At 26.4% G+C, this 26026-nt stretch carries 18 protein-coding genes; 3 read left to right on the forward strand and 15 right to left on the reverse strand.

Features of this window, described 5'->3' with window-relative positions; translation table 11 throughout:
* Window positions 1-13: 13 nt before the first annotated feature.
* Both ilvB and ACTNAO_RS02725 read right to left on the reverse strand, forming a co-directional pair.
* Complete coding sequence (ilvB, locus tag ACTNAO_RS02720; protein WP_441026114.1) at window positions 14-1735, reverse strand: biosynthetic-type acetolactate synthase large subunit; 1722 nt, start codon at window positions 1733-1735, stop codon at window positions 14-16.
* A gap of 167 nt (window positions 1736-1902) precedes the next feature.
* Window positions 1903-3132 carry a sugar ABC transporter substrate-binding protein gene (locus ACTNAO_RS02725; RefSeq protein ID WP_441026116.1) on the reverse strand — a complete coding sequence of 410 codons (1230 nt, stop codon included), beginning with the start codon at window positions 3130-3132 and terminating at the stop codon, window positions 1903-1905.
* Window positions 3133-3261: 129 nt separating this feature from the next.
* Between ACTNAO_RS02725 and ACTNAO_RS02730 the strand changes: the two genes are divergently transcribed.
* Window positions 3262-3435, forward strand: a complete 174-nt coding sequence (locus ACTNAO_RS02730) for a hypothetical protein (protein ID WP_441026118.1) — start codon at window positions 3262-3264, stop codon at window positions 3433-3435.
* Between the two features lie 46 nt (window positions 3436-3481).
* Here the strand turns inward: ACTNAO_RS02730 and htpG are convergent, their stop codons facing one another.
* From htpG to pdxR, 3 genes are all read right to left on the reverse strand, one after another.
* Window positions 3482-5347: a molecular chaperone HtpG gene (htpG, locus tag ACTNAO_RS02735; protein ID WP_441026120.1), complete on the reverse strand. Its 1866-nt coding sequence runs from the start codon at window positions 5345-5347 to the stop codon at window positions 3482-3484.
* Window positions 5348-5490: 143 nt separating this feature from the next.
* Window positions 5491-6693 (reverse strand): DHHA1 domain-containing protein, encoded by a 1203-nt coding sequence (locus tag ACTNAO_RS02740; RefSeq protein ID WP_441026122.1) that lies wholly within the window; start codon window positions 6691-6693, stop codon window positions 5491-5493.
* Window positions 6686-8185: a MocR-like pyridoxine biosynthesis transcription factor PdxR gene (gene pdxR, locus ACTNAO_RS02745; protein WP_441026124.1), complete on the reverse strand. Its 1500-nt coding sequence runs from the start codon at window positions 8183-8185 to the stop codon at window positions 6686-6688. The genes ACTNAO_RS02740 and pdxR overlap by 8 nt, the downstream gene beginning before the upstream one ends.
* Before the next feature lie 156 nt (window positions 8186-8341).
* Here pdxR and ACTNAO_RS02750 point away from each other — a divergent pair, with 156 nt between their 5' ends.
* Together ACTNAO_RS02750 and ACTNAO_RS02755 are read left to right on the forward strand one after the other, a co-directional pair.
* Window positions 8342-8776: an RNA-binding protein gene (locus ACTNAO_RS02750; protein WP_441026126.1), complete on the forward strand. Its 435-nt coding sequence runs from the start codon at window positions 8342-8344 to the stop codon at window positions 8774-8776.
* Between the two features lie 180 nt (window positions 8777-8956).
* Window positions 8957-9907: an acyltransferase family protein gene (locus ACTNAO_RS02755; protein WP_441026169.1), complete on the forward strand. Its 951-nt coding sequence runs from the start codon at window positions 8957-8959 to the stop codon at window positions 9905-9907.
* A 28-nt stretch (window positions 9908-9935) separates the two neighbouring features.
* Here ACTNAO_RS02755 and ACTNAO_RS02760 read toward each other — a convergent pair whose 3' ends face one another.
* The 10 genes from ACTNAO_RS02760 to ACTNAO_RS02805 form a co-directional block, all read right to left on the reverse strand.
* On the reverse strand, window positions 9936-10274 hold the full coding sequence (locus ACTNAO_RS02760) for a hypothetical protein (RefSeq protein WP_441026127.1): 339 nt from the start codon (window positions 10272-10274) through the stop codon (window positions 9936-9938).
* A 96-nt stretch (window positions 10275-10370) separates the two neighbouring features.
* Window positions 10371-13892: a pyruvate:ferredoxin (flavodoxin) oxidoreductase gene (gene nifJ, locus ACTNAO_RS02765; RefSeq protein ID WP_441026129.1), complete on the reverse strand. Its 3522-nt coding sequence runs from the start codon at window positions 13890-13892 to the stop codon at window positions 10371-10373.
* A gap of 82 nt (window positions 13893-13974) precedes the next feature.
* A complete protein-coding gene (locus tag ACTNAO_RS02770) occupies window positions 13975-16134 on the reverse strand; it encodes a DNA topoisomerase (RefSeq protein WP_441026131.1) in 2160 nt (719 codons plus the stop codon).
* An 18-nt stretch (window positions 16135-16152) separates the two neighbouring features.
* Window positions 16153-18132 carry an ATP-binding protein gene (locus tag ACTNAO_RS02775; protein WP_441026133.1) on the reverse strand — a complete coding sequence of 660 codons (1980 nt, stop codon included), beginning with the start codon at window positions 18130-18132 and terminating at the stop codon, window positions 16153-16155.
* A complete protein-coding gene (locus ACTNAO_RS02780; RefSeq protein WP_441026135.1) occupies window positions 18116-20074 on the reverse strand; it encodes a sensor histidine kinase in 1959 nt (652 codons plus the stop codon). Before ACTNAO_RS02780 ends, ACTNAO_RS02775 begins: the two co-directional genes overlap by 17 nt.
* 133 nt (window positions 20075-20207) lie before the next feature.
* Window positions 20208-20759 (reverse strand): lytic transglycosylase domain-containing protein, encoded by a 552-nt coding sequence (locus ACTNAO_RS02785; protein WP_441026137.1) that lies wholly within the window; start codon window positions 20757-20759, stop codon window positions 20208-20210.
* Between the two features lie 12 nt (window positions 20760-20771).
* Window positions 20772-21368 carry a dephospho-CoA kinase gene (gene coaE, locus ACTNAO_RS02790; protein WP_441026139.1) on the reverse strand — a complete coding sequence of 199 codons (597 nt, stop codon included), beginning with the start codon at window positions 21366-21368 and terminating at the stop codon, window positions 20772-20774.
* Between the two features lies 1 nt (window position 21369).
* Window positions 21370-24204, reverse strand: a complete 2835-nt coding sequence (gene polA, locus ACTNAO_RS02795; RefSeq protein WP_441026141.1) for a DNA polymerase I — start codon at window positions 24202-24204, stop codon at window positions 21370-21372.
* A 106-nt stretch (window positions 24205-24310) separates the two neighbouring features.
* Window positions 24311-25519 (reverse strand): NADP-dependent isocitrate dehydrogenase, encoded by a 1209-nt coding sequence (locus ACTNAO_RS02800; RefSeq protein WP_441026143.1) that lies wholly within the window; start codon window positions 25517-25519, stop codon window positions 24311-24313.
* Between the two features lie 151 nt (window positions 25520-25670).
* Window positions 25671-25961, reverse strand: a complete 291-nt coding sequence (locus ACTNAO_RS02805) for a hypothetical protein (RefSeq protein ID WP_441026145.1) — start codon at window positions 25959-25961, stop codon at window positions 25671-25673.
* Between the last annotated feature and the right edge of the window lie 65 nt (window positions 25962-26026).

The following is a 26026-nucleotide window of genomic DNA, read 5'->3' on the forward strand; positions in this document are numbered from 1 at the left end:
TATTTCCTCCTATTTACTCAAGAATCATATTATCTAATGCTTTGCCACCTTGAACCATTGGAAGTACAATATCTTCAGCATCAATTATTATTTCAATTAGTGTTGGACCTTTTTTGTTTTCCTTTGCTTCTTTGAAGGCTTCTAAAAGATTATTTTCATCTGTTACTCTTATTCCTTTAATGCCATATGCATCTGCTATTTTTATAAAATCAGGAGAATATGGTGGACATTTATCACTTGGTCCCTTACATCTTTTATCACATTCTTTTATTCTTCTTGTACATGTACTTGAATATCTCTTATGAAAGAAAAGTTTTTGCCATTGTCTAACCATTCCTAAATAACTATTATTAAGAATACATATTGTAATAGGAAGTTCATTTGATGCTGCTGTTACAAGTTCCTGTATATTCATCTGCATGCCTGCATCTCCTGATATACATATTACATCCCTTGTTTTATCCCCTATTTTAGCTCCTATTGCCGCTGGAAGTCCAAACCCCATAGTTCCAAGACCCCCTGAGGTAATAAGCTGTGCTTTATCTTTAAGATCTATAAATTGGCAAGTCCACATTTGATGCTGTCCTACATCTGTTACAACAATTTCATTATTATAAACTTTATTTACAGTATCTATAACCTTTCTTGGAGATATTCCCTCTGGTGCACTTAAACTTAATGGATGTTCACTATCCCAAGCTTCTATTTCTTTTATCCATTCTTCAGTTTTGTAATTCTTCACATATTGAAGCATAACAGGCATAAACTTTTTAGCATCTGCAACTATTGGTATATCTACTTTTATATTTCTTGATATAGAAGCAGAATCTATATCCACATGAATTATCTTTGCATTTTTTGCAAATTCTTCGATTTTACCAGTAATTCTATCATTAAACCTTGTTCCAATGGAAAATAATACATCACAATTACTTATAGCCTTATTTCCTGCAAAGGAACCATGCATACCAATATTACCTATATAAAATTTATTATCTGTATCTATGGCTCCTTTTCCCATAACAGTAGTTACAACTGGTATTTTAGTTTTTTCTACAAGCTTTGTAAATTCATCTTTGCAGCCTGCTATATTGACACCACCACCAATTAAAAACAGTGGTTTTTTAGATTTTTGTAAAAGTTCTGCTGCTCTTTTTACTTGTCCCACATGAACTTCAGTATTAGGCTTATATCCTCTTATATTTATGTCTTCTTTATATACATCATCGCCTATTTCAAGCATTACATCTTCAGGTAAATCCACAACAACAGGACCTGGCTTTCCTGTCCTTGCTATATAAAAAGCTTCTTTTATTATTCTTCCAAGATCTTTTCTATTTCTAACAGTTACACTATACTTTGATATACTCCTTGTAACTCCTACTATATCTACTTCTTGAAATGAATCATTACCAATAAGGTTCCTTGGTACCTGTGCAGTAAAACATACAAGTGGTATACTATCATAATTTGCATCTGCTATTCCTGTAACAAGATTAGTTGCCCCAGGTCCACTAGTAACAAGGCATACTCCAACTTTTCCAGTTGCCCTTGCATAACCTTCTGCTTCATGTATAAGTGCCTGCTCATGTCTTGGTAATATTATATTTATACTATCTTCATCATACAAAGCATCAAATATATGAATTGCTTTACCGCCTGGATATCCAAATAGTGTGTCTACTCCTTCTTCTTTTAATGACTTAACAAAAAGTTCTGTTCCTTTTATATGCATCTTTTCCCCTCCTACACAAAAAAGCCCTAAGCCAAAAGCTTAAGGCACTCCCTATCACTACATTTAAATTATTTATTTTATAATAGCAAAAACAGTATTTATTGTCAAATAAATATATAACTATTGTATGACCTTAATAATATTTTAGAACACCAAATAAAATATTATTATTTTTCTGAAGAACCTGTTATTGTTTGCTCTCTAGACTCTATAAGGTCACTTTTTATTTGAGAAGCACATTCTTCTGGTGTCATTTGTTTTAATGTCATAGCCGATATATTATTATCTATTGCACTTCCATATATAGAAGCAGATATAATATTGGGATATGGTTCAGCAGAAAGTGACTGTTTGTAAAATTCACTTAAATATTCTGAATTTTTATAAGAATCTGTATCTAGACTTTTTTTAAGGACTGGTGCTTTAGGATTACTTGTCATAACATATTCTGAAGCTTCATCCATAAAATATCTTAAAAAATCCCATGCAAGATCTTTTTTAGAACTGTTTGGATTTACTACAGACATTGTAACTATTTTAAATGGTTTTACTTCATTACCATTTAATGTTGGTATTTTTGACACTCCAAAATCTATATTATGATTATTAAAAGTTCTTACTCGTCCATATTCACCTATATAGTAGCCACATTTTCCAGATTCAAATCCATTAGTTGCCATCATATCAGTAGTACCAGCTAAACAAAATTTATATTTATTTACTAAATCATAAATAAATTCATATCCTTCAATGGCTTCTTTGGTATCACAACCTATATTGTGGTCATCAAAAGTTCCATCTTCATTATACTTATAATAATATCCACCATAAGCGGACATAAAACCATAATTAATAAATTTATCATCAATTGTTGTAGTAAATCCAACATCTTCAGCATCCTTAATTAAATCTTCCATAGTTTCAGGTACATTATTTACTTTGTCCTTACGATAAAATAAAATAGGTGTATCTTGAGTAAATGGAACTCCATATTTTTTCCCATTTATAGTTATAACATCAATTAAATCCTTTGATGTAAATTCATCATCAGAAAATAATTCTCCTGGAATTTCATCTGCGCATTTTGCAAGAACTACCTTTTCAGCTTCTCTTGTATCCATTCCAAGGACAATATCTGGTTTTAATTCATTTTCAATATAATCAGTTGCAGAAACATCACTATCTATAAAATTAACCTTCATTCCATTATGATTTTCAGACCACTTTTCAGCTATTTCATTATATGTTTTTGAATCATCATTTATCATATTTGCCCAAATATTTAATGTATCTTCTGAATAAGTTTCTTTCTTTTTATTATCTGTGCATCCTTGCAATATGCAAATAGTAGTAGCCAATGCAATACACATTGATATTATTTTTTTTATCTTTTTCAACTTTTTCACCTATCTTTCAATAATTAATTATTATAGCATAAAGATTTTTCTTAATCTATAAAGAAATATATAAATTTATATGCATATCTCTAATTTACTTAAGTATACATATATTAGGAGGTGCATATAATGGATAACAAAATAGTAACAAAAAAAGAAAATTCTACTGATAATTTAGAAAAAAGGAAGGAAGTTTATTCCATAAGAATAACAACAAGACAAAAAGACCTTATACGAAATAATAAAGATATAAAAGAAGATCTAGATAAATATGTTATATCATATCTTAAAAGTTTTTTTTAAAAGAAAAAATCTAGAGCACATTATATGTTCTAGATTTTTTTCTAATTTATAAAGCCATCATCATTATTTTGTTTGTTCTATTTATAAATTCACTAATACTTTCTGCGTCTAATTCCTGATTGCTAATTAAAGCAAGATCAAAAATTTGTTTACATAAAATATCTACTTTATCTTTATTAGCTTCATCATTATTTAATTCAACTACTTTCTTAACTAATTCATTGTTATTATTAATTACTAAAGTTTTTTCTTCATTAAAGTTAAGATTTGGCATACCAACACCACCAAATTGTGCCTGCATTTCTTTCATTCTTCTTGAATCCTCTGATGTTAATACCATAGCTGGTGTTTCTTCTTTTTTAAGTCCTTGAATCTTATACTCTTTAACTTTATCACCAATTACAGATTTAAATATTTCAATAAGCTTATCATTTGCTTCTTTATTTTCTTCACTTTCTTTGTCCTTTAAAACATCTGAAAGATCAGAATCAACTCTTGCAAATTTAACTTTTGAGTCTTTATATTCAAGGAATGAAATAAAATTGTTATCTATAGTTGTATTAAGTACAACTGCATTTAAATCATATTCTTTAAATAATTTTATATATTGTGCTTGTTTTTCTGTATCACTTACATAAAACACCTTATTTTCATGCTTTTCTTTTGCATTTTCAAGATATTCATTTAAAGTAATATATTTATCATTTATATCCTTAAAAATTAATGAATCTTTAATTTTTTCATAGAAGCTTTCTTCCCTTAAGCAGCCATATTTAATAAATATTTGGATGTTTTCCCAAAATTCATTATATTTTTCCCTTTCATTTTTAAATATATAATTAAGTTTATCAGCTACTTTTTTAATTATATGTTTTGAAATTCTTGAAACATCCTTATCATTTTGAAGGAAACTTCTTGATACATTAAGTGGTAAATCTGGGCAATCAATTGCACCCTTTAATAAAAGTAAAAATTCTGGAATAACTTCTTTTATATTATCAGCTACAAAAACTTGATTGTTATATAATTTTACTTCTCCTTTTACAAGTTCAAATTCATTTTTTAATTTAGGAAAATATAAAATTCCCTTTAAATTAAATGGATAATCCACATTTAAATGTATCCAAAATAATGGTTCTTCAAATTCTCTAAATGTTTTTTTATAAAATTCTTTATATTCTTCATCTGTACATTCACTAGGTTTTTTTATCCATAATGGTTTTGTATCATTTATAGGACTAACTACTGATTTGTCATCCTCTTTCTTTTCTACACATTCATCTTCTAAATATATTTCAGTTGGCATAAATGCACAATACTTAGATATTATATTTCTTAATTTATATTCTTCTAAGAATTCTTCACTTTCCTCATTTATAAATAATGTTATTGTTGTACCACGAGTAGTTCTAATATCTGATTTTGAAATTTCAAATTCAGTACCACCATCTGATACCCATTTTACAGCTTCTGCTCCTTCTTTATATGAAAGTGTATCTATTGAAACTTTAGAAGCTGCCATAAATGCAGAATAAAATCCAAGTCCAAAATGACCTATAATATCATTTCCTTCTCCAATTTTATCCTTATATTTATTTACAAAATCTTCAGCTCCTGAAAAAGCTATTTCATTTATATATTTTTTAACTTCATCTTCTGTCATTCCTATTCCATTATCACTAAATGTCATGGTCTTCTTTTCTTTATTTACAGTTACAAGAATTTTAAATTGTTGATCTTCTCTATCATCAACTTCACCCATAGAAATAAGTCTTTTATATTTACTTACAGCATCACAGCCATTACTAATAAGTTCTCTTACAAAAATGTCCTTATCAGAATATAACCATTTTTTTATAATTGGAAAAATATTTTCAGTATTAATTGAAATATTTCCTTTTTCACTACTCATTAAATATCTCCTCCTAAATTACGTAAAATTAATTAAATGTTTTTAAACATTAATATAATTATACACTTAAAGTCAAAGTAAGTCAAAGTCTTATAGTTATAAAAATTATTTTATATATATTTTTACTTTCTAAAGAAAAAACACTATTTTAAAAGTTCCTTCTTTACTTTTTGGTAAGATATATTAAGAGCTTTTTTAACATCTTCAACTCCACTGCCAGATCCCTGTGCCATTATATTACTTCCCCCGCCTTTTCCATCAATAATAAGTAATATTTCATTTAAAATATCATTCATGTTTATTTTTATATCTTTAGAACAAGCACATATAACAGATACCTTATTATCTAAAATATTAAAAAATATTATAATACTTGTATTTTCGTTTATTATTTTATTTACTATTTTATTAAGAAATTTTTTATCTTTATTTTTGTAAATTTTAAATACTAGTGATACTTCATTTATTTTTTCACTATTTTTTATCAATTTCTCAGTTTCACTTTGTATAGCTTCTAACTGCATTTTTGAATTTTCATCTTTTAACCTACTATTCTCTATTAATAAATTGTTAATTGTTGCCCTAATGTCTTTTATGCCAGTACTTAATTTATTACATATTTCATCAAAAATCATGCTACTATTAAGAACATAATCTACTGCTCCTTTTCCAGCCTTATAGTATATTCTTGTATTTCCCTTATGCTTTTCAAAATTAATTATTTTTATAAGCTGAAGCTCCCTTGTATTTTGACAATGAACACCACAACAAGCATTAATATCAAGACCTTCTATTTCAACTACTCTAATATTATTATCTTCTGTTTGAAGTTTTCTTCTAAGTCCCATATTTTCTGCTTTTTCTCTAGTTGTAATAGTAAATTTAAATTTTCTTCCTTCATGTATAATGTTATTTGCATATTCTTCAGCTTTTTTGATTTGCTCTTTTGTAATAATACCAACTATATCTACATAACTTATATCATTACCTAAATGAATGCCAGCAGTATTTGCATTAAATAATTTATAAAAACATCCTGATAACACATGTTGAGCAGAATGTTTTTGCATAAAATCAAATCTATTATCCCAATCTACTACACACTTTACATTAATTATATTTTGAGGTTTCTCTGGTAAAACATATAATATTTTTTCATTTTCAGCTAATATATCTTCTAACTTTATTCCATCAATTGTACCAAAATCTCTCCTTTGGCCACCACCACCTTCAAAAAAAGCAGTATCCTTAAGTTCTACTAAATATTTATCATCTCTTTTTTGTATATTTATAATATCTGTATTAAATTCTCTTATGTATTGATTTTCATAATATATTTTATTCATTTTTATCATTATCTTCCTTTTTTAATTGTTCTATACATTCACTTATAATTTTAATTCCTTTTTCTATATCCTCATCATTTACTCTTCCAAAACCTATTCTAAAGGAATTACAAATTTTATTTTTTCCCTCATAATACTTACTATCTGCATAAAAAATATCACCAGGCATAAAAAGTACACCTTTTTCATAACACATATATAAAAGCTTCCTAGTGTCTATGTTATCTTTTAATTTAACAAATACATGAAGACCTCCTTCACCAGTAATATATTCACACTTTAAATATTTTTTTATATTTTTAACTACAATGTTGTATTTATCCTTATAATATTTTCTAATATTTTTTATATATCTTTCAAAGGCACCATTTTTTAAATAATTATAAAAAGCGCTTTGATCTAAAAAGGAAACATGAATATTTCTACCTCTTTTTACACTTTCAAGAATGTCTATAATTTTTTTGTCTGCAAAAATCCAACCTATTCTAAGTCCTGGAAAAAGTACCTTTGATAAGCTTCCTAAATATAATACTCCATTTCCATCCCCCTCAAGAGCTGCCATAGGTTGAATAGGAGAGCTAGAATAAAATAATTCTTCACTAAAACCATCTTCTATAACTGGCACTTTGTATTTTGCAAATAACAAAAGTATCTCCTTTCTCCTTTCAACTTTTGTTACAATGCCTGTAGGATTATTATAAGATGGAATTAAATATGCTGCTTTAGGTATATTTTTTTCTAGTTCCTTTTCAAGTTCTGAAATTATTATTCCATCTTTATCCATAGGAATTTGTACAATTTTTATTCCATGAGCCTTCATTATTTTTATTGCAGTATTGTGAGTAGGCTTCTCTGTAAAAATAATATCACCTTTTACTGTTATAGAACTTAATATAATATCAAAAGCTTCAGTAAATCCATTTGTTATAAGTATATCTTTATTAAAAGTATATACTCCTTTGCTTTTCATATAATCCATAAAGTATTCAATAAGATTCCTATATCCTTTTGCATATCCATAATTCAATAAATTTCTTTCTTCCATGCTCCAAGCATCCCAAAGGGCCTTCTTAAATTCGTCTACATTAAAAAGCTTATCATCTGGAGAAATTGACTTAAAGGATATCATTCCTTTTTTATAAATAGGCTCACTTTTTACTATATCTTCTTTTCTAAGAATTTTTGAATATTCATTAAATTTATCCTTCCAATTAATATTTAATTTTACTTTATTATCTTTGCAATCTTTATTATCTATTGCTATAAATGTGCCTTTTCCTCTTAAAGTTTTTATAACTCCTCTGCTTTCAAGTTCTTCATAAGCTACTATTACAGAATTTCTGCTTATATTTAAAATTTTACTTGCTTCTCTTGTTGAAGGTAACTTATCATCCTTTTTTAAAACTCCCTTTTTAAGAGAACTCATAATATGTTCATATATTTGAATATATATAGGTTTATTATTATTGATCTTAAGAGTTGAAAAAATCACTACAATTACCTCCCTCTTTCTATAATTAAATATTATAGTAAAATCTTAACATATGAAATGGAATAAAAAAAGCAAGAATATATTTTACAATTATAAATTGTATCATTTTGCATTATAAACAAATATTATATATAAAACACTATTAGAGGTAAAACTATGAATCCTTTATTAAATATGCTTCTTAGTAGCATGATGGGAATGGGAAGAAATCCTATGAATATGGGAATGCAAAATTCTATGGGAAATCCTTTAATGAATATGTTTAATTCTTTTCCATTTATGAATAACATGATGGGACAAAATAATTTTATGAATAATCCATTTATGAATATGATGAATCAAAATAACTTTTCAAACATGGTAAACCAAATGAATAAAAACTCATCTAAAAATAATAATAAAAATGAAAGCTTTAATAGTCAAAATTCCTTTGATAACAATGCAAATTATAACAATTTAAATTATAATAATCCAAATATAAATTCTCTACTTAATATGATGTTAGGTGGATTTAATGGACAAAACAATATGAATCCTAATATATCACAACTAATAAACATGTTTATGCAAAACCAAAATGGATTTAGATAGTAAAATTTTAAGACTGCCATTAAAAACTTATAATGAGCAGTCTCATTTAGCTTTTCCACATATTGTGTATTAATATTTATATTTATATGTGATACAATCAATTTGTAAGTTATATATATATATAAATTTATTAAAGAAAGGCTGATAAACATTAAAGACATTAATAAAAATCGCAATTTAATTTTTGACAACCTAAAAGGTTTCTTAATATTATGTGTTATTGTTGGTAATTCTCTTGAGTATACAGAACCTCATAGTATTAATCTGCACTATCTCATACTCATCTTATATTTATTTCATATGCCACTTTTTGCATTTATTTCAGGTTATTTTTATGAACATAGCAGTAGAAGTATAAAAGAAATGATAAGTAAAATAATTTTTCTTTATATATTCTTTCAAATTTTTTATTATTTTTTTGAAAAGTTTCTATTTAAAAGTCCAGGCATTGACATAGAATTATTTTATCCTCAATGGACACTATGGTATTTGCTTACATTATCATGCTTATATGTAATATGTTCATTTATTTCCAATAAGAAAATATGGCTTATTTCATCTTTTGTTATAGCACTTATTATTGGATATGATACTAGTGTAGGTACACATATTAGCTTATCAAGAACATTTTTCTTTCTTCCAATTTTTATTTTGGGAATGACCTTTAAAGAAAAATATATAAAAACTATAAAAAAATATCTAAAATACTTAATTCCATGTTTATTTATTATTTTAATAATAGTTTTTCACTATAGAAACCTATTATTTGTAGAAACATTTTTTGAATACACTTACTATGAATTTTATTATGATAATCCTAATATTTCGTTGTTTCTTAGAATATTTCATTATTTTAGTGCATTTATTATTGGCTCAACTTTACTTGCTGTTACTACTAATAAAAAAACTCCCTTATCCTACTTAGGAAAAAATTCATTAATACTTTATTTGTCTCATTCTGGAATTACAAGATTATTATTAAAGTTCTCACTTTTAAAATATGATAGTACTTTAAATATAATAATTTCAGAATTTAAAGTAGTAATTTTAACTATTGTAGTTTCTTTTATATATTTGAAAATAAAGGAAATCATAATATTAACAATTAAAAACAATTACCATAAGGCATAAAAAAACGTCACAAAAATGTGACGCTTTTTTATAAAATCCAAACATTTATAACAGATAAAACAATTAATATAGTAGAAATCCTACCAGCCCAAGGATTTTTCTTAATGTTTAAATATGCACATACAAATGCTCCTATAGCTAATATTACAGCAAAACCTTTTCCTATTATTTCATTTACATGAATACCTGTTGTTGTAAATCTAAGAACTGTATGAATAACAGTATAACTTTGAGTTAATGCAAATAATATTGGATTACTTATTAATTTACCTTTTCTAAATAGTGATAAAAATATTACCAATGCAGTAATTACCATATATACTAAAAATACTGCAACAAGTATACCCATACTCATTTTGACTTCCATAAATATCCTCCCACCTAATATTGAAATTTTACAAAAAGTCTAAACTTAATAAATATAATCTTATCACATTTGCTTATTTAAGAAAAGGCAAGAATTTTAAAAATTGTTTTCTGACATTTTTTTATATCTATTGTATCTTGCAAGAGCTTCATTTTTGTTTTTTTCAAATAATTCCTTTGCATGTTCTGGCATTATCTTTGCAAGAGAATTATACCTTACTTCATTCATTAAGAAGTCTTCTATTTTACCACTAGGTTCTTTTGAATCTAACATGAATGGTTTTTCTTTAATTTCCGGATTATATCTATAAAGGCTCCAATATCCACATTCAACAGCATTTTTTTCTACCTCTTGAGTAAATGCCATTCCTTTTTTTATTCCATGATTTATACATGGTGAATAAGCAATAATAATAGACGGACCATTGTAACTTTCTGCTTCTTTAATAGCCTTTATAGTTTGATTCTTATCAGCTCCCATAGAAATTTGTGCCACGTATACATTTCCATAGCTCATAGCCATCATACCAAGATCTTTCTTTTTAGTTTTTTTACCAGACGCAGCAAACTTTGCTACGGCACCTGTTTGTGTAGATTTAGAAGATTGGCCACCAGTATTAGAATATACTTCTGTGTCAAATACAAAAATATTTACATCTTCATTAAGGGCTAATACATGATCTAATCCTCCATAACCAATATCATAAGCCCATCCATCTCCTCCAAAAATCCATTGTGATGGCTTCACAAAGAAATCTTTACTTTTTAATATTTGTTCTTTTAATAAATCATTTTCTTTAAGACACTTAAGTGCATTTTCTAAATTGTAGGCTCTTTCTCTTGTGCCTTCTCCAATATTCATATTTTCAATCCACTCATTTGCAATTTCTTTAAATTTTTCGTCGCCGGTAATATTTGTAAGCTTAATTAAGTCATTTTTTATTTTTTCTCTTATAGTTCTTGAGCCTATATACATTCCAAATCCAAATTCAGCATTATCTTCAAATAACGAATTAGCAAAAGCAGGTCCAAAACCTTTTTCATTTTTTGTATAAGGCATTGATGGTGCTGAAGCTCCCCATATTGATGTGCATCCTGTTGCATTTGCAATCATCATTCTATCGCCAAATAATTGAGTAATAAGTTTTGCATAAGCTGTTTCACCACATCCTGCACATGCACCTGAAAATTCATGAAGTGGTCTTTCAAATTGACTTCCCTTTACTGTATATTTGTTCATTGGATTATTCTTTTTAGACACATTATTAGTTAAATAACTCCACACATTATTTTGATCCTGTTCTTCATGTAAAGGTTTCATCAAAAGAGCTTTACCAGGTGCAGGACATACTTGAACACAATTGCTACATCCTGTACAATCAAGAGGACTTATTCCTATAGAGTAATATAATTTTTCATGAGATTTTAGAGCCTTTCCTTCTAATATTTTAGTAGCCTCTGGTACATTGTTTTTTTCTTGTTCATTTAATAAAAATGGCCTAATAACAGCATGGGGACACACATAAGAACATTGATTACACTGAATACATTTTTCTTCAAGCCATGTTGGTACAAAGGAGGCAATACCTCTTTTTTCATAAGCTGCTGTACCACTCATAAAAGAACCATCTTGTACTCCATATTTTATAAAAGTTGAAACTGGTATTGAATTACCCTGCTCTTTGTTTATAGGCAATACAATATCTTTAATGAATCCTGGTAAAGAAGCATCTTCTATTGTGCTTTCTTCTTTTACATTTTTCCATGATTCTAAAACTTTAACCTTTGTTATAGATTTTATACCTATATCAATGGCATCATTATTCATTTTTACAACCTTTTCACCTTTTTTACTATAGCTTTTTACAACTGCTTCTTTTAAATATTTAACAGCATCATCTATAGGTATAATATTAGCAATTTTAAAGAAAGCTGATTGCATAATCATATTTATTCTGCCACCAAGTCCTATATCTTGTGCTATTTTTACAGCATTTATAGTATAAAAATTTATATTGTTATCATATATGTATTTTTTCATTGACATAGGTAGCTTTTCATCTAACTCTTCTTCACTCCAAATAGTATTTAAAAGAAAGGAGCCTCCTTTTTTCAATCCTTCTAACAGATTATAATTATAAACATATGACATATTGTGGCAAGCTATAAAGTCTGAATTTTCAATAAGATATGGAGATTTTATAGGTTCATTACCAAATCTTAAATGTGATACAGTAAGCCCTCCAGATTTTTTAGAATCATAATAAAAATATCCTTGAGCAAACATATTAGTCTTATCCCCTATTATTTTTATAGCACTTTTGTTAGCTCCAACTGTTCCATCTGATCCAAGGCCCCAAAATTTACATTGTTTTGATTCATATTTAGGTTTATACTCATTTTTTATTTCCTTTAATGATGTATTAGTAACATCATCATTAATACCAATAGTAAAACTATTTATAGGTTTATCACTATCTAAATTTTTATACACAGATAAAATATTTGAAGGAGTAGGATCTTTTGAACCAAGTCCAAATCTACCGCCAACTATAACAGGTTTAAGATTAGTATCATAAAAACTTTTAAGTACATCTAAATATAATGGTTCCCCAGCTGAACCTGGTTCCTTTGTTCTATCAAGTACTGCTATTTTTTTAACTGTTTTGGGAATAACCTTAAGTAAATAGTCAGTTCTAAATGGTCTATATAATCTAACCTTTACAAGACCTACCTTGTCGCCCTTTGATAATAGGTAATCTACAGTTTCCTCTATTACTTCTATTACAGAACCCATAGCTATAATTATTTTTTCAGCATCTTTAGCTCCATAATAATCAAAAGCATGATATTCTCTTCCTGTAAGATTTTTTATTTCATTCATATAATCTTCTACTATCTTTGGAATATCTTCATAATACTTATTTACTGCTTCTCTTGTTTGGAAATAAATATCTGAATTTTGTGCAGTTCCTCTTGTTACAGGATGATTAGGATTAAGTGCTTTATTTTTAAAAGCTTCAAGTGCATTCATATCAATTAATTTTTTTAAATCTTCCTTATCTAAAACTTCAATTTTTTGAATTTCATGAGAAGTTCTAAAGCCATCAAATACATTCATAAAAGGCATATGAGCCTTTATAGCTGACAAATGACTTACAGCTGACAAGTCCATTACTTCCTGCACTGAACCTTCCATAAGAATGCAAAATCCCGTTTGTCTTGCTGCCATAACATCCTGATGATCGCCAAAAATATTTAATGATGATGTAGCTAGTGCCCTTGCTGCCACATGTATTACACCAGGAAGCATTTCACCAGCCATTTTATACATATTAGGAATCATTAAAAGAAGTCCTTGAGATGCTGTGTATGTACTTGTTAATGCCCCTGCCTGAAGTGAACCATGCATTGCTCCTGCAGCCCCTGCCTCTGACTGCATTTCAACAACCTTTACTGGCTCATTAAAAATGTTCTTTTTTCCTTGAGATACCCATATATCAACAACTTCTGCCATTGGTGAAGAGGGAGTTATAGGATAAATTGTTGCAACTTCTGTAAACATATAAGAAATAGTAGCTGCAGCCGTATTTCCATCCATTGTAGCCATTTTTTTCATAATTAATTCCTCTTTTCATGTTTTTTATTACCTAAATAGTATTCTGAAAAAACATAAAAATTATGTATATTAATTACAAAGTTTAATTAATAAATTCTGTTTTCCATACGTAACGTCCATTTTTCTTATCATATTCATATCTAAAATATGCAGAATAAAGAGTTCCTTTTTTACTTTTAATATTTCTAAAACCTACTTTCCCATTTTTAAGAAGCAATTGTACCATTTCTTTTGATACCTTTTTTCCTATAGCATTTATAAATTTATCATCTTTCCAAATAGTATATTTACATCCATTTTTCCAATTTGTGCATCCAAAAGCTCTTTCAGTTTCTATAACATCATTTCCACATATAGGACATTTTCCTAATGATTCAGTACCTTGTGGAAGTTCTACCTTAAAACTTTTAAGCATAGAAACATCTTTTTTTATGCTATCTACAGCATTAACTGTAAAAGATTTTATCATTTTTAAGAAATCATCTTTTTTAAATTTTCCTTTTTCTATATCTGACAAAGTCTTTTCAAGTCTTCCTGTATAATCAAGATTAAAAAGATCTCTAACTGGAAATACTTCCACAAGAGCTCTTCCTAATTCTGTACATGTAAGGCTCTTTCCCTTAGCCTTTATATATCCTGTATCCTTAAGTTTTTTTATAGTTTCTGCCCTTGTAGCAGGAGTTCCTATACTAAAGCCACTTAAAATTGACTTCATCATTTCTTCAGAATCTTCTTCATCTTTATAGCTTTTACCACAAGTTTCCATAACTCTTAAAAGAGTTTTTTCTGTGTGAAGCTTAGGTGGTTTTTTAGTTACAGAATTCACTTTACTATCTACTATATCTACAATTTCATTTTCTGATACAAAAGGCAAAATAGTATCCTTACTTTCTATCTTTTCAACCTTTCTCCAGCCTTCTACTATTTGAACTTTTCCTTTAGCAATAAAATCTCCCTTTAATGTAGAATCATTTACCTTTAATGTAAGCTTTGTTTCCTCAAATTCTGCAATAGGCATAAATTGCATAATAAACCTATTTCTTATGGCATCATAAACAATTTGTTCATCTTTTGAAAGATTTGAAGGTTTAATATATGTTGGAATAATGGCACTATGACTTTCAACCTTAGAATTATCAAAAATCCTTTTATTATCTTTAAATTTAACTTCATCTTCATAGGGTAACCCTTTTTTTACAGATTCAAGTACCTTTCTAACTTTATTCTTTAAGCTTTCATCTAAAGCAACGCTTCCAGTTCTTGGATATGTAGTAAACTTCTTTTCATAAAGACTCTGAGCAACTTTAAGAACCTTATCTGATGTAAAACCTTTATTCTTACTTGTTACATAACCTTGTAAATTAGATAAATTAAACAAAAGGGGAGCATATTCTTTTTTCTTTTCAATATTTTTTGTTACTATTTTTGCATTTTTTTCTTTTAGAAGCTTTTTAATTTCATTTGCCTTTTCCTTATCTTCGAATTTTTCATTTCCATTTATATAATATGTCCCCTCAAATTCTTCATTTTTACTTGTTTTAAAAGTTGAAACAATCTTATAATAAGTAGATGCTTTAAAATTTTCTATTTCTTTATCTCTATCATATATTATTTTTAATGTAGGTAATAAAACCCTACCTATATTAATAATTTTTTTATCACCAGGGTTATATCTAAGAGTTGCTACAGATGTTAAGTTAATACCAATTATCCAATCTGCCCATTGTCTGCTTATTCCTGCATCTTGCAGACATTTCATTTGAATATTTTCTTTTAAATTATTCATTCCTTTTCTAACTTCATCTGGAGTCCATTCATTTAAAAGTAATCTAAATATAGGCTTAGGCTGATTAAGATACATAAATACCTCAAGAGATATAAGTTCTCCTTCTCTATCTTGGTCTGTAGCTGATATTACAGCTTCTACATCATTTCTTGCAATTAAATTTTTTATAATATTTATTTGTTTTAAGACACCTTTATCTGGCTCATTTTTATTTATATTGTCACATTTTATTTTATATTTAAACTCATTTGGGATAAATGGGAATTTTTCCATTCTCCATCCCTTCATATTTTCATCATAATCCTTTGCATCGTATAACTGAAAAAGATGTCCAAAAGCCCATGTAACTAAATAATCTTCTCCTTCAAAATATCCATCATTTCTTTTTTTTATTTTGAATGCATCAGCAATATTTTTAGCTACTGAAGGTTTCTCTGCAATAATTACTTTTTTCATAATGTGAGTTTCCTTTCTTTAAAGGTATATATCTGAAAATTCAGTATCTACCTTATCCTTTAATGATTTTATTTCAAATTCTTCTTCATTTTCTGGTATTTCATCACCATAAAATATAGGCATTGTAATAATAAAACTTGTTCCTAAATCTTTATTAGTTTCAACATTAATGCTTCCACCATTAAGTTCTAAAAACTCTTTTACTAAAAATAAGCCAAGCCCACTACCTTCCTTAGTTCTAGTAAATTCTTTATTTAATTTACTAAATTTATCAAACATATATTTTTTATATTCTTCTTTTATTGTATAATTATCTACTCTAACAATTATAATAACATTTTTATTTTCAATTTCAACGTTTATGTATATATTCCCATTGGGTTCCCCATACTTAACTATATTAGATATTATGTTCATTATAACTCTTTCCATAATATCCTTATCGCACTTTACATAAATCTCCTCTTCTTCTGAATCAAATACTAAATTATCATTAATTAATCTAATATATTCATTACAAGCAGTAGCAATATTTTCCACCAAAGAAACTATATTATGAACTTTTAAATTAAGTTTTAAATATCCCTCTGTTACCTTGTTAGCATCAATAAAATTAGTTATAGTTCTAATAAGCCTAAGACAATTTTGTCTTATAGCCTTATTGTTTTTCTTTATTCCCTGTATATTCTTATTTTTTATATATATATCATTTAATTGAAGTGCTGAATAAATAAGCGTTATAGGAGTTCTAAGTTCATGAGATATATTTGAATAAAATTCATTTTTACTTTCTTCCATTTTTACATATTCATAGTATCTTTTTCTAACATCATACACAATGTTTATTTCAGTAACATCCTTTATATAAATAACTTCTTCATTATCATTCATTTTTACATAATATACTTCAGCAACAATATTATTTACATTTTCTCTTCCTATATTTACCATATAGCCACTTTCACATTGATTTTTCCTTATTTTTCTTATTTTCTTTGTTATTTTATTAGCTATATTTTCTTTTACTGATTTATCACTTAACATTTTAATAATAAAATCATTTGTAAAGGTAATTTTACCATTTTTAATTATTACAATACCATCTTTTATAGAATTAATTAAATTCTTATACCTATCTTCACTTTTCTTTATTAAAAGTTCTGCTTCTGTAAGAGATTTATTTCTTTCCATAAGAACTTTATTTAGATTAACTTGTGATTTTTCAAGATCTGTTAATTCACGCTTAACCTTATTATATGATTTATTTAAAACTATGTTTTCTACCATTACATAAATATTAACATATGCTATACAACGAAGTGTGCCATAAACAACAACAAGATCTGCTCCTGTAATTTCTGAAGCAATAAAAAAAAGATGAAATAATGTACCCATTATAAAAGAAAAAATAAATCTGTCTTTTTCTTCCTCTGATATAATTTCACTTGTATCACAATACTTTAATCTAATCCAACTAATAATTAAAATAACAATAGTAAAAATTATTTTAACCCTTTCATCTTTTATAATAAATAAAGATAGTAATATATCTATAATAAATAATAAAAATAAATCAACAAATGCTTTTCTTTTATTTATATTATTTCTTTGTCCATAAAAAGAATAAAATACTACAATATAATCATAAAATATCATTGTAAATCTTAAACTTTTTACAACTTCATTACTTCCATTAAACTTAAAAAGTTCAACTAATACAATTCTAAAGAAGGTCATTAATGCTATAAATATACATCCTAGTCCAATAAATCTTATTATGCTTTTATTAATAATATTATTTTTCATTATTGATACTATTGAAAGTCCTCCTGTTACAGCTGCACATATAGTACCTGTAACGCTCCAATAAATACTTCCATCATTAAAAAACACATACATAATATAATTTATGGATACTACAAGAATTAGTGCAAACCATGTACTCTCATTTATAATATATTTTAATACTTTATCCTTCGCATTACTTATGTTTATCACAATCTTTACCCCTTTTTAAAATAATCTCAATACATGTACCTTCATTTAACTTACTAGAAATATTAATACTACCATTTTGTTCTTCTACCATCTTTTTAACAAGAAACAATCCTATACCAGAACTTCTGGTAATTAGTTTATTTTTATTATTTTCTTTCATAGAATATCTTTCAAAAGCTTTTTGCAAAAATTTTTGATCCATTCCTATTCCATCATCTTTTACAAGAATTACTATTTCATTTTCATAATCATTTAAAACAACTTCTATATTTCCCTGAACCTTACAATATTTTATTGAATTAGATATAAGATTCATAACTATTCTTTGCATAGATTCTTTATTACAATAATATTCAACCTCATCTTTTGTGCATGCAAATTTCAAATTTATATTTTTTATTCTTGCATAATCTTCTAAAGAAAATACTACATCTTTTATTATATTCGCTATATTTTCATAAGATTTTTCAAAATCACAATACTTTATATTTGATTTTCCATCATTAATTAATACATTTGTAAAATTATTAAGCACTTCACAATTATGTTTTGATATATCATTATATTTTTTTATTCTTTGAAAATTACTATTTGCTACATCACTATTTATAAGTTGCATTGCAGAATAAATCACATTAATAGGAGTTTTTAAATCATGAGAAATATTAGATAAAAAATCACTTTTCATTTTTTCTTCAAAAATCATATTGTCAAGATTCTCCTGTAAATTATCCGAAATAACTTTAGATGTAACATCTGTAAAAATGAGCATTATGGTTTCATCATATATATTGGTAATCATTTCAATATCAACATACTTTTTATCTTTTCCTACAAAAAATATTCCTCTTTTTATTTGATCATTTATACTAAGATCTTCATCATTTTCAAAATCAATTAAATTGCTTATTTTTTTATTAACTATATCTTTTGTACTTTTATTTATCATAGAATTAAAATGTTTGTTAGAATATAGTATTCTTCCATTACTACCATTTAAAATTGCAACAGGTACTGGAATATACATAAAAAGATTTTTAAATGAAGAATTCTTTTCTTTTATTATTAGTTGCTTTTGCTCAAGTTGATTATTTTTTTCTTCTACTTTTTTATTTAAATTTGTTAATAGCTTTGTGTTTTCATATATTTCATTAAACATAAACATATAAGGATTGTTTAAAACCTTACGTAAAATACAATAGCAGTTTATTACAAAGTTAGAAAAAAAGAAGATTCCAATAATAAAAATAAAAATAATTTTATAAGAGCTGTTGTGGTTAAAACAATATATTATTGTATCAACTGCAATAATAAAAATATTAAATAAACCTGCCTTAAAAAAATTAATTTCATTCTTACTATTTTTGCTTTTTTTTATTATTTGGAATTTGTCAAACAAATAAAAACCATATATACATAATATTATAGTTGAAAGTGCAATAAGCGCAGCTCCTTCATAGTCATAATTAAAACTAGTTATTGTAATTCCAAAAATAAAGGCCACAATTCCTAGCATAACAGCAATATTAAAATGAGTTTTTCTACCTGAAAAATATTTAGCTAAAGAACAATATTCTATTGCTGATACATAGTTAACAATACTATCACCTATAATTCTGTTATAATTTAATATATTATGTATTGAAACATTTCTATCTGCAAACATCATACTTCTTATGTTTTCTGCTGCTATAAACGTATACATAATAATAATATACTTAAAGAATTCTCCACCATTTTCAGTATATATGGATTTAGTTATTAACAAAATAGAAAAACTTCCAATTATAAATATAGTTCTTATAAATATAGAAGAAAAACCATAGTTCCCTCTAAAAAATATTGTTGCACAAATAAAACTTATTACACTTATTAAAATTACAATTTTGTATATTTTTTCATTAACATACATTATATTTTGCTTGCTACTTTCTTTTTCCATATGTCCCCCTATACGTTACTACTAACATACTACATAATTGCATAAAATAAACATATTATAATTTTACCAAAAAAACTCCTTATAATAAACAATTACAAATTAAATTATTTATATAAGGAATTTTTTCAACAAATTAATTATATAGCTTACAGTATATTTTGTAATAAGTATTAACTCTATTTAAATATTCACTAGTTTCTTTGTATGGAATATACTGCAAACTCTTTCCATCGCTAGAATATTCTTTATTTGAAAGCCATTCATTTACATTGCCTCTTCCTGCATTGTAAGCCACTATAACTAAATCAATATTATTAAATTCTTTTTGTAAATCATTAATATACCAACAACCCATTTTTATATTATATTCTTCGTCATACAATTTTTCTTTTGAGTAATCTGTAATATTCATTTGTTTTGCAATCCACTTTCCAGTTTCATCTGTAATCTGCATTAATCCATAAGCATCCTTATGAGATTTAGCTGATGTATTAAACTTACTTTCAGCCTTAATTATAGATAACACAAATTTTGGATCAATATCATATTCCTTGGAATATTCTTCTATTATTGCTTCATGTTTATATGGAAACACATACTGCTTCAATATATATTTACTATTTACTGCAACAATAACTATAATTATTGCTAAAATACCTGCCAAGTATTTAAATACCTTCATCATATATCCTTTCTTTTATATAGCTTTAAAAAATTTAATCATATCCTGTACTTGATTTTTTACATTTTCCAAATCACTATTATTGTCAATAATAATATCTGCAAATTCCTTTTTTTCTTCCATAGGCATTTGAGCATTTATTCTACTTATTATATCATTATTTGAAAGTTTATCTCTTGCTCTTACTCTGCTTATTACAATACTGTTTTTAGCTGTAACAAGTACTACATAATCCATTTTCTTATGTATATTATTTTCAATAAGTGTAGGTGCATCTAAAACTACTAATTTTTCTCCATTTTCTTCATATCTTTTAAATGCTTCTTCAATTTCCTTAATAATGTATGGCATTATTATTTGTTCATATTTTATCCTAAGTTTAGGAAATCTAAAAATATGGTTTCCAAATTCTTTTCTTTTAAATTCTCCTCTCCAATCAAAATACCCTTGCCCAAATTCATCCTTTATCTTTTCAAGAATTTCAGGATATATTATTAAAACTTGCTTTGCTACTAAATCAGCATCAATAACTTTAAATCCATTACTAATAAGTATACTAGACACAGTGCTTTTTCCACTGCCAATACCACCTGTAAGTCCTATTTTTATCATTTTATTTCACCTCATACCAAGTGCTACCCATATTCATATCAACTTCTAATTTTACCTTAAGCTTTGCTGCATCCATCATTTCTTCTTCTACTATATTTTTAACTTTATCTATCTCATCTTTTTTTACATTTAATATAAGTTCATCATGAACTTGCAAAATAAGCTTTGATTTTAATTTTTCTTTATTTAATCTATTATAAACATTTATCATAGCTATTTTTATTATATCTGCAGCACTACCTTGTATTGGAGCATTCTTTGCAAGTCGTTCTCCAAGAGCCTTAACTATTTTATTTGATGATTTTATTTCTGGGATAAACCTTCTTCTATTTAAAATTGTTTCCACATATCCATTTTGTTCTGCAAATTTAACAACATCATCTAAATATTTTTTTATTTCTGGATATCTTTGTAAATAAATATTTATATACATTTCAGCTTCTTTTTTGGTTATTTTTAAATCCTGTGACAAAGAAAACGCACCCATGCCATATACAATTCCAAAATTTACGGCCTTAGCTCTGCTTCTCATTAATTTTGTAACAGAATCTATATCTACATTAAATACTTCAGAAGCTGTTTTTGTATGAATATCACTATGATGTTTAAATGAATCTATCATATTTTTATCATTTGCAATATGAGCAAGAACTCTAAGTTCAATTTGAGAGTAATCACAAGATAATATCATATCACCTTTTTCTTCTGGAATAAATACTTTTCTTATTTCTCTTCCCATTTCATATTTTATAGGAATGTTTTGAAGGTTAGGATCAGTACTTGATAATCTTCCTGTAGTAGTAACTGTCTGATTAAATGTTGAATGTATTTTGTTATCACCATCAATTACTGACTGCAAACCTTCCACATATGTTGAATTAAGCTTTGTTATTTGCCTATAATATATTATTTTTTCAATAATTTCATGCTTACCTTTTAATTTTTCAAGAACATCTGCATTTGTTGAATATCCTGTTTTTGTTTTCTTAATTACAGGAAGGTCTAATTTTTCAAAAAGGATTTTTCCAAGCTGTTTAGGCGAATTTATATTAAATTCTTCTTCTGCCATACTATATATTTCATTTTGAGTTTTTTGTATTTCAATGGTGAATTTACTTTGAAGTTCTTTTAATGTTTCACTATCTACTCTAAATCCTTCAGTCTCCATGGATGATAAAACATATATTAGTGGCATTTCCACCTCATAAAATAACTTTTCCATTTTTTCTTCTTTTATTTTAGACTTTGTTATTTCATATATTTGTTTCATAAAATAAGCAGTTTTATTAAGTAAATCTTCAGTAATATTTACATTTAAATATTCTTTTATTATATGGTCAAGGTTATATTCACTTTTAGAACTGTCTAATATATATGCAGCTATTGCAGTATCATAATTAAAGGACTTAATTAAAATGTTATTTTTGTGTAATATATTGAGTAATGATTTTCCATCATGGATAATTTTTATTTTATTTTCATCTTCAAAAAAGTTTTTTAATTCTAACACAGCTTTTTCATTATCTTCATTACTTATTTTTTGAAAGTCTACATTATATACTTTTTTTAATTCCTCATGACAATTTATATCGGCAAAAATATACAGATTTTTTATAGAAGCTTTAGTATAAAAATTATTATTTTCTGTTGAATAATTTATATAATAATTTGTATTTTCAGAAGTTTTATTAAAATCCTTAAAGATATTTTTCATTTTTTCTAATGAATCAATTAAAATACAAGAAATATCATCATGTAAATTACTATTTAACTCTTTTAAAGGTTCATTTGTAATGTCATAAATAGATAATGACTTAAATTCTAATTTATCAAAATTTTCCTGAGCTTTCTCTAAATTTATATTAATTTTCAAATCATCTAAAGTTTCAGATATACCTATATCTTTCTTTATAATAGCAAGCTTTTTACTTATAAAGGCAGATTCTTTTCCTACTATTTCTGTATCACTAGTTTTTAATAAGTAGTTAAGAGGTGATCTTTTTATTGAAAGTTCACTTTTCCAAAGTTCCTTTATTTCTTTTTCCTTTGCTTTATCTAAATTTTCTATAGCCTCATATAATTTTTCAACAGATCCATAATATGAAATAAGTGGTACGGCGCTAGCTTCTCCAACTCCACTTACACCTTTTATATTATCTGATTTATCTCCTACTAAGCTTTTTAGATCAGGTACCTGACAAGGTTTTATTCCAAATTCTTCTTTTACAAGTTTTTCTGTAAGTTCAAAAGCCTTATCAGGAATATTATAATCATCTTTATTTAATTTATACTTTTTAAACAATCCATTAGCCTTTTCTTCTGTTGTAAACATAAGCCATAATCTTGTATTTTTAGTTACTAATTGAAGATAATCATTATCCTTTGTAAGTATTCTAACTGGTATTTCATTTTCAAATTTTGTGCTAAGGGAACCGCAAAAATCATCAGCTTCATATCTGCTATCCATAAATTGCATAATATTCATTTCTTTTAGAATTTCTTGACAAAGTTTAAATTGATCTTTAAGTGGTTCTGGAGTTTCATTTCTTGTTCCTTTATAATCCTTATCTATCTCTCTTCTAAAGGTATTTCTAGATATATCCCATGCTACTGCAATGTGAGATGGCTTTTGCATTTTTATTATTTTTATAAGAGTTCTCATAAAGCCATATATAGCATTTGTATAAATTCCAGTAGATGTATGCATAATCTTTCCATAATAAGCTTCTCTTTCTTCCTGACTTTTAGCAAACATTAATTCCCTTGGTAAGTTTCCATAATACTGAGTACTTAACAAACTTGATCCATCTATTAATAATAAATAATTATCTTCCATTGTTATCATCCTTTTTAGCTAATTATAAAATATCTAATTTTCATTATATCATAACAAAAAAAAGACTGCTACACAGTAATGTAACAGTCTAAAATATTAAATTATCTTATAATAATTTTTCTAAATTAGTTCTAATAGCCTTTATGAAATCAAAGCTGTTAACTACTTTTACATCTTTAAGAGATGTTAGAAGAGCTAAATCCTTTGTCATAACCCCTGAATTAATTGTATCCATTGATGCCTTTTCAAGCTTGTTTGCAAAGTCTACTAATTCTTTATTATTATCTAATTCTCCTCTTTTTCTAAGAGCTCCACTCCATGCAAATATTGTTGCAATTGAATTAGTTGAAGTTTCTTCACCTTTTAAATGTTTATAATAATGTCTTTGAACAGTTCCATGTGCAGCTTCATATTCATAATTTCCTTCTGGAGAAACTAAAACAGATGTCATCATTGCAAGTGATCCAAAAGCTGTAGCTATCATATCACTCATTACATCACCATCATAGTTTTTGCAAGCCCAAATCATTCCGCCTTCAGATTTAACTACTCTAGCCACTACGTCATCAATTAAAGTATAAAAATATTCTATACCAGCATTTTCAAATTTTTCTTTATATTCATTATCATATATTTCTTGGAATATATCTTTAAATGTATGGTCATACTTTTTAGATATAGTATCTTTTGTTGCAAACCATAAATCTTCTTTCTTATCTAGTGCATAATTAAAACAGCTTCTTGCAAAACTTGAAATAGATTTACTTAAGTTATGCATTCCAAGAGCAACTCCTGGTCCATCAAATTCATGAACTGTTTCTTTTATTACAGTTCCATCTTCACCTGTAAATACAAGTTCACATTTACCCTTTCCAGGTATTTTCATTTCTACATCTCTATAAATATCTCCATATGCATGTCTTGCTATTGTTATTGGTTTCTTCCAATTACCTACATATGGTTTTATTGAATCTACAATAATTGGAGCTCTAAAAACTGTTCCATCAAGTATAGCTCTTATGGTACCATTTGGACTCTTCCACATTTCTTTTAAATCATATTCTTTTACTCTTGCAGCATTTGGAGTAATTGTAGCACATTTAACACCAACACCGTACTTCTTTATAGCATTTGAAGCATCTATTGTAACTTGGTCACTTGTTTCATCTCTATATTTTAAACCTAAATCGTAGTATTCTGTGTTTAATTCTATAAAAGGATTTAATAATTCTTCCTTTATTGAACTCCAAAGAATTCTAGTCATTTCATCTCCATCCATTTCTACAAGTGGTGTTGTCATTTTGATTTTTTTCATTAAAAATAAGCCCCCTCATTTATTAATTTTCTAGCAATATTATACAATATATTGCCTTTGTTAGCAATAATTTTACTATCATTGTTGCTTTTTTAAATTTCTCATGTATAAAAAAAGATAGCAAGATATAAAAACCTTACTACCTTATGTATTATTTAGGATCTATTTCTTTAAAATCCACGTCAATTACTTCATTAGAATTTACATCATCTTCACTATAAAATTCATCTTCAGGTAAATCATCACCATAATTATTACACTCACTGTAATTGCTATTGTTTTTTATGTTTTTTATTGTTCTAATTACCAATACTACAATTGCTATTATTACTCCACCTAACAATATATATGGCAATAACCAAAAGAAAAGTCCTAATATACAAAATACAGCTAAAATAGTGCCTATTGTTATAACTAGTCCCTTAAGATTATTCTTATTCATAAACATTACCTCAACTTTTTATACTATAAGTAGAATTATTAAAATCATTATACAATATAAATATA

Origin of the sequence: Clostridium sp. HCP1S3_C6, from assembly GCF_052066735.1 — a bacterium.
Lineage (GTDB): Bacteria > Bacillota > Clostridia > Clostridiales > Clostridiaceae > Clostridium.

What these genes read in the sequence shown, in the direction of transcription:
- ACTNAO_RS02730 (WP_441026118.1), top strand. Translation starts at nt 3,262, where the DNA reads ATGGATAACAAAATAGTAACAAAAAAAGAAAATTCTACTGATAATTTA.
- coaE (WP_441026139.1), bottom strand. Translation starts at nt 21,368, where the DNA reads ATGATAAAAATAGGACTTACAGGTGGTATTGGCAGTGGAAAAAGCACT.
- ACTNAO_RS02805 (WP_441026145.1), bottom strand. Translation starts at nt 25,961, where the DNA reads ATGAATAAGAATAATCTTAAGGGACTAGTTATAACAATAGGCACTATT.
- ACTNAO_RS02800 (WP_441026143.1), bottom strand. Translation starts at nt 25,519, where the DNA reads ATGAAAAAAATCAAAATGACAACACCACTTGTAGAAATGGATGGAGAT.
- ACTNAO_RS02770 (WP_441026131.1), bottom strand. Translation starts at nt 16,134, where the DNA reads ATGAAAAAAGTAATTATTGCAGAGAAACCTTCAGTAGCTAAAAATATT.
- ACTNAO_RS02750 (WP_441026126.1), top strand. Translation starts at nt 8,342, where the DNA reads ATGAATCCTTTATTAAATATGCTTCTTAGTAGCATGATGGGAATGGGA.
- ACTNAO_RS02785 (WP_441026137.1), bottom strand. Translation starts at nt 20,759, where the DNA reads ATGATGAAGGTATTTAAATACTTGGCAGGTATTTTAGCAATAATTATA.
- ACTNAO_RS02760 (WP_441026127.1), bottom strand. Translation starts at nt 10,274, where the DNA reads ATGGAAGTCAAAATGAGTATGGGTATACTTGTTGCAGTATTTTTAGTA.
- ACTNAO_RS02780 (WP_441026135.1), bottom strand. Translation starts at nt 20,074, where the DNA reads ATGGAAAAAGAAAGTAGCAAGCAAAATATAATGTATGTTAATGAAAAA.
- polA (WP_441026141.1), bottom strand. Translation starts at nt 24,204, where the DNA reads ATGGAAGATAATTATTTATTATTAATAGATGGATCAAGTTTGTTAAGT.
- htpG (WP_441026120.1), bottom strand. Translation starts at nt 5,347, where the DNA reads ATGAGTAGTGAAAAAGGAAATATTTCAATTAATACTGAAAATATTTTT.
- ACTNAO_RS02740 (WP_441026122.1), bottom strand. Translation starts at nt 6,693, where the DNA reads ATGAATAAAATATATTATGAAAATCAATACATAAGAGAATTTAATACA.
- ilvB (WP_441026114.1), bottom strand. Translation starts at nt 1,735, where the DNA reads ATGCATATAAAAGGAACAGAACTTTTTGTTAAGTCATTAAAAGAAGAA.
- nifJ (WP_441026129.1), bottom strand. Translation starts at nt 13,892, where the DNA reads ATGAAAAAAATGGCTACAATGGATGGAAATACGGCTGCAGCTACTATT.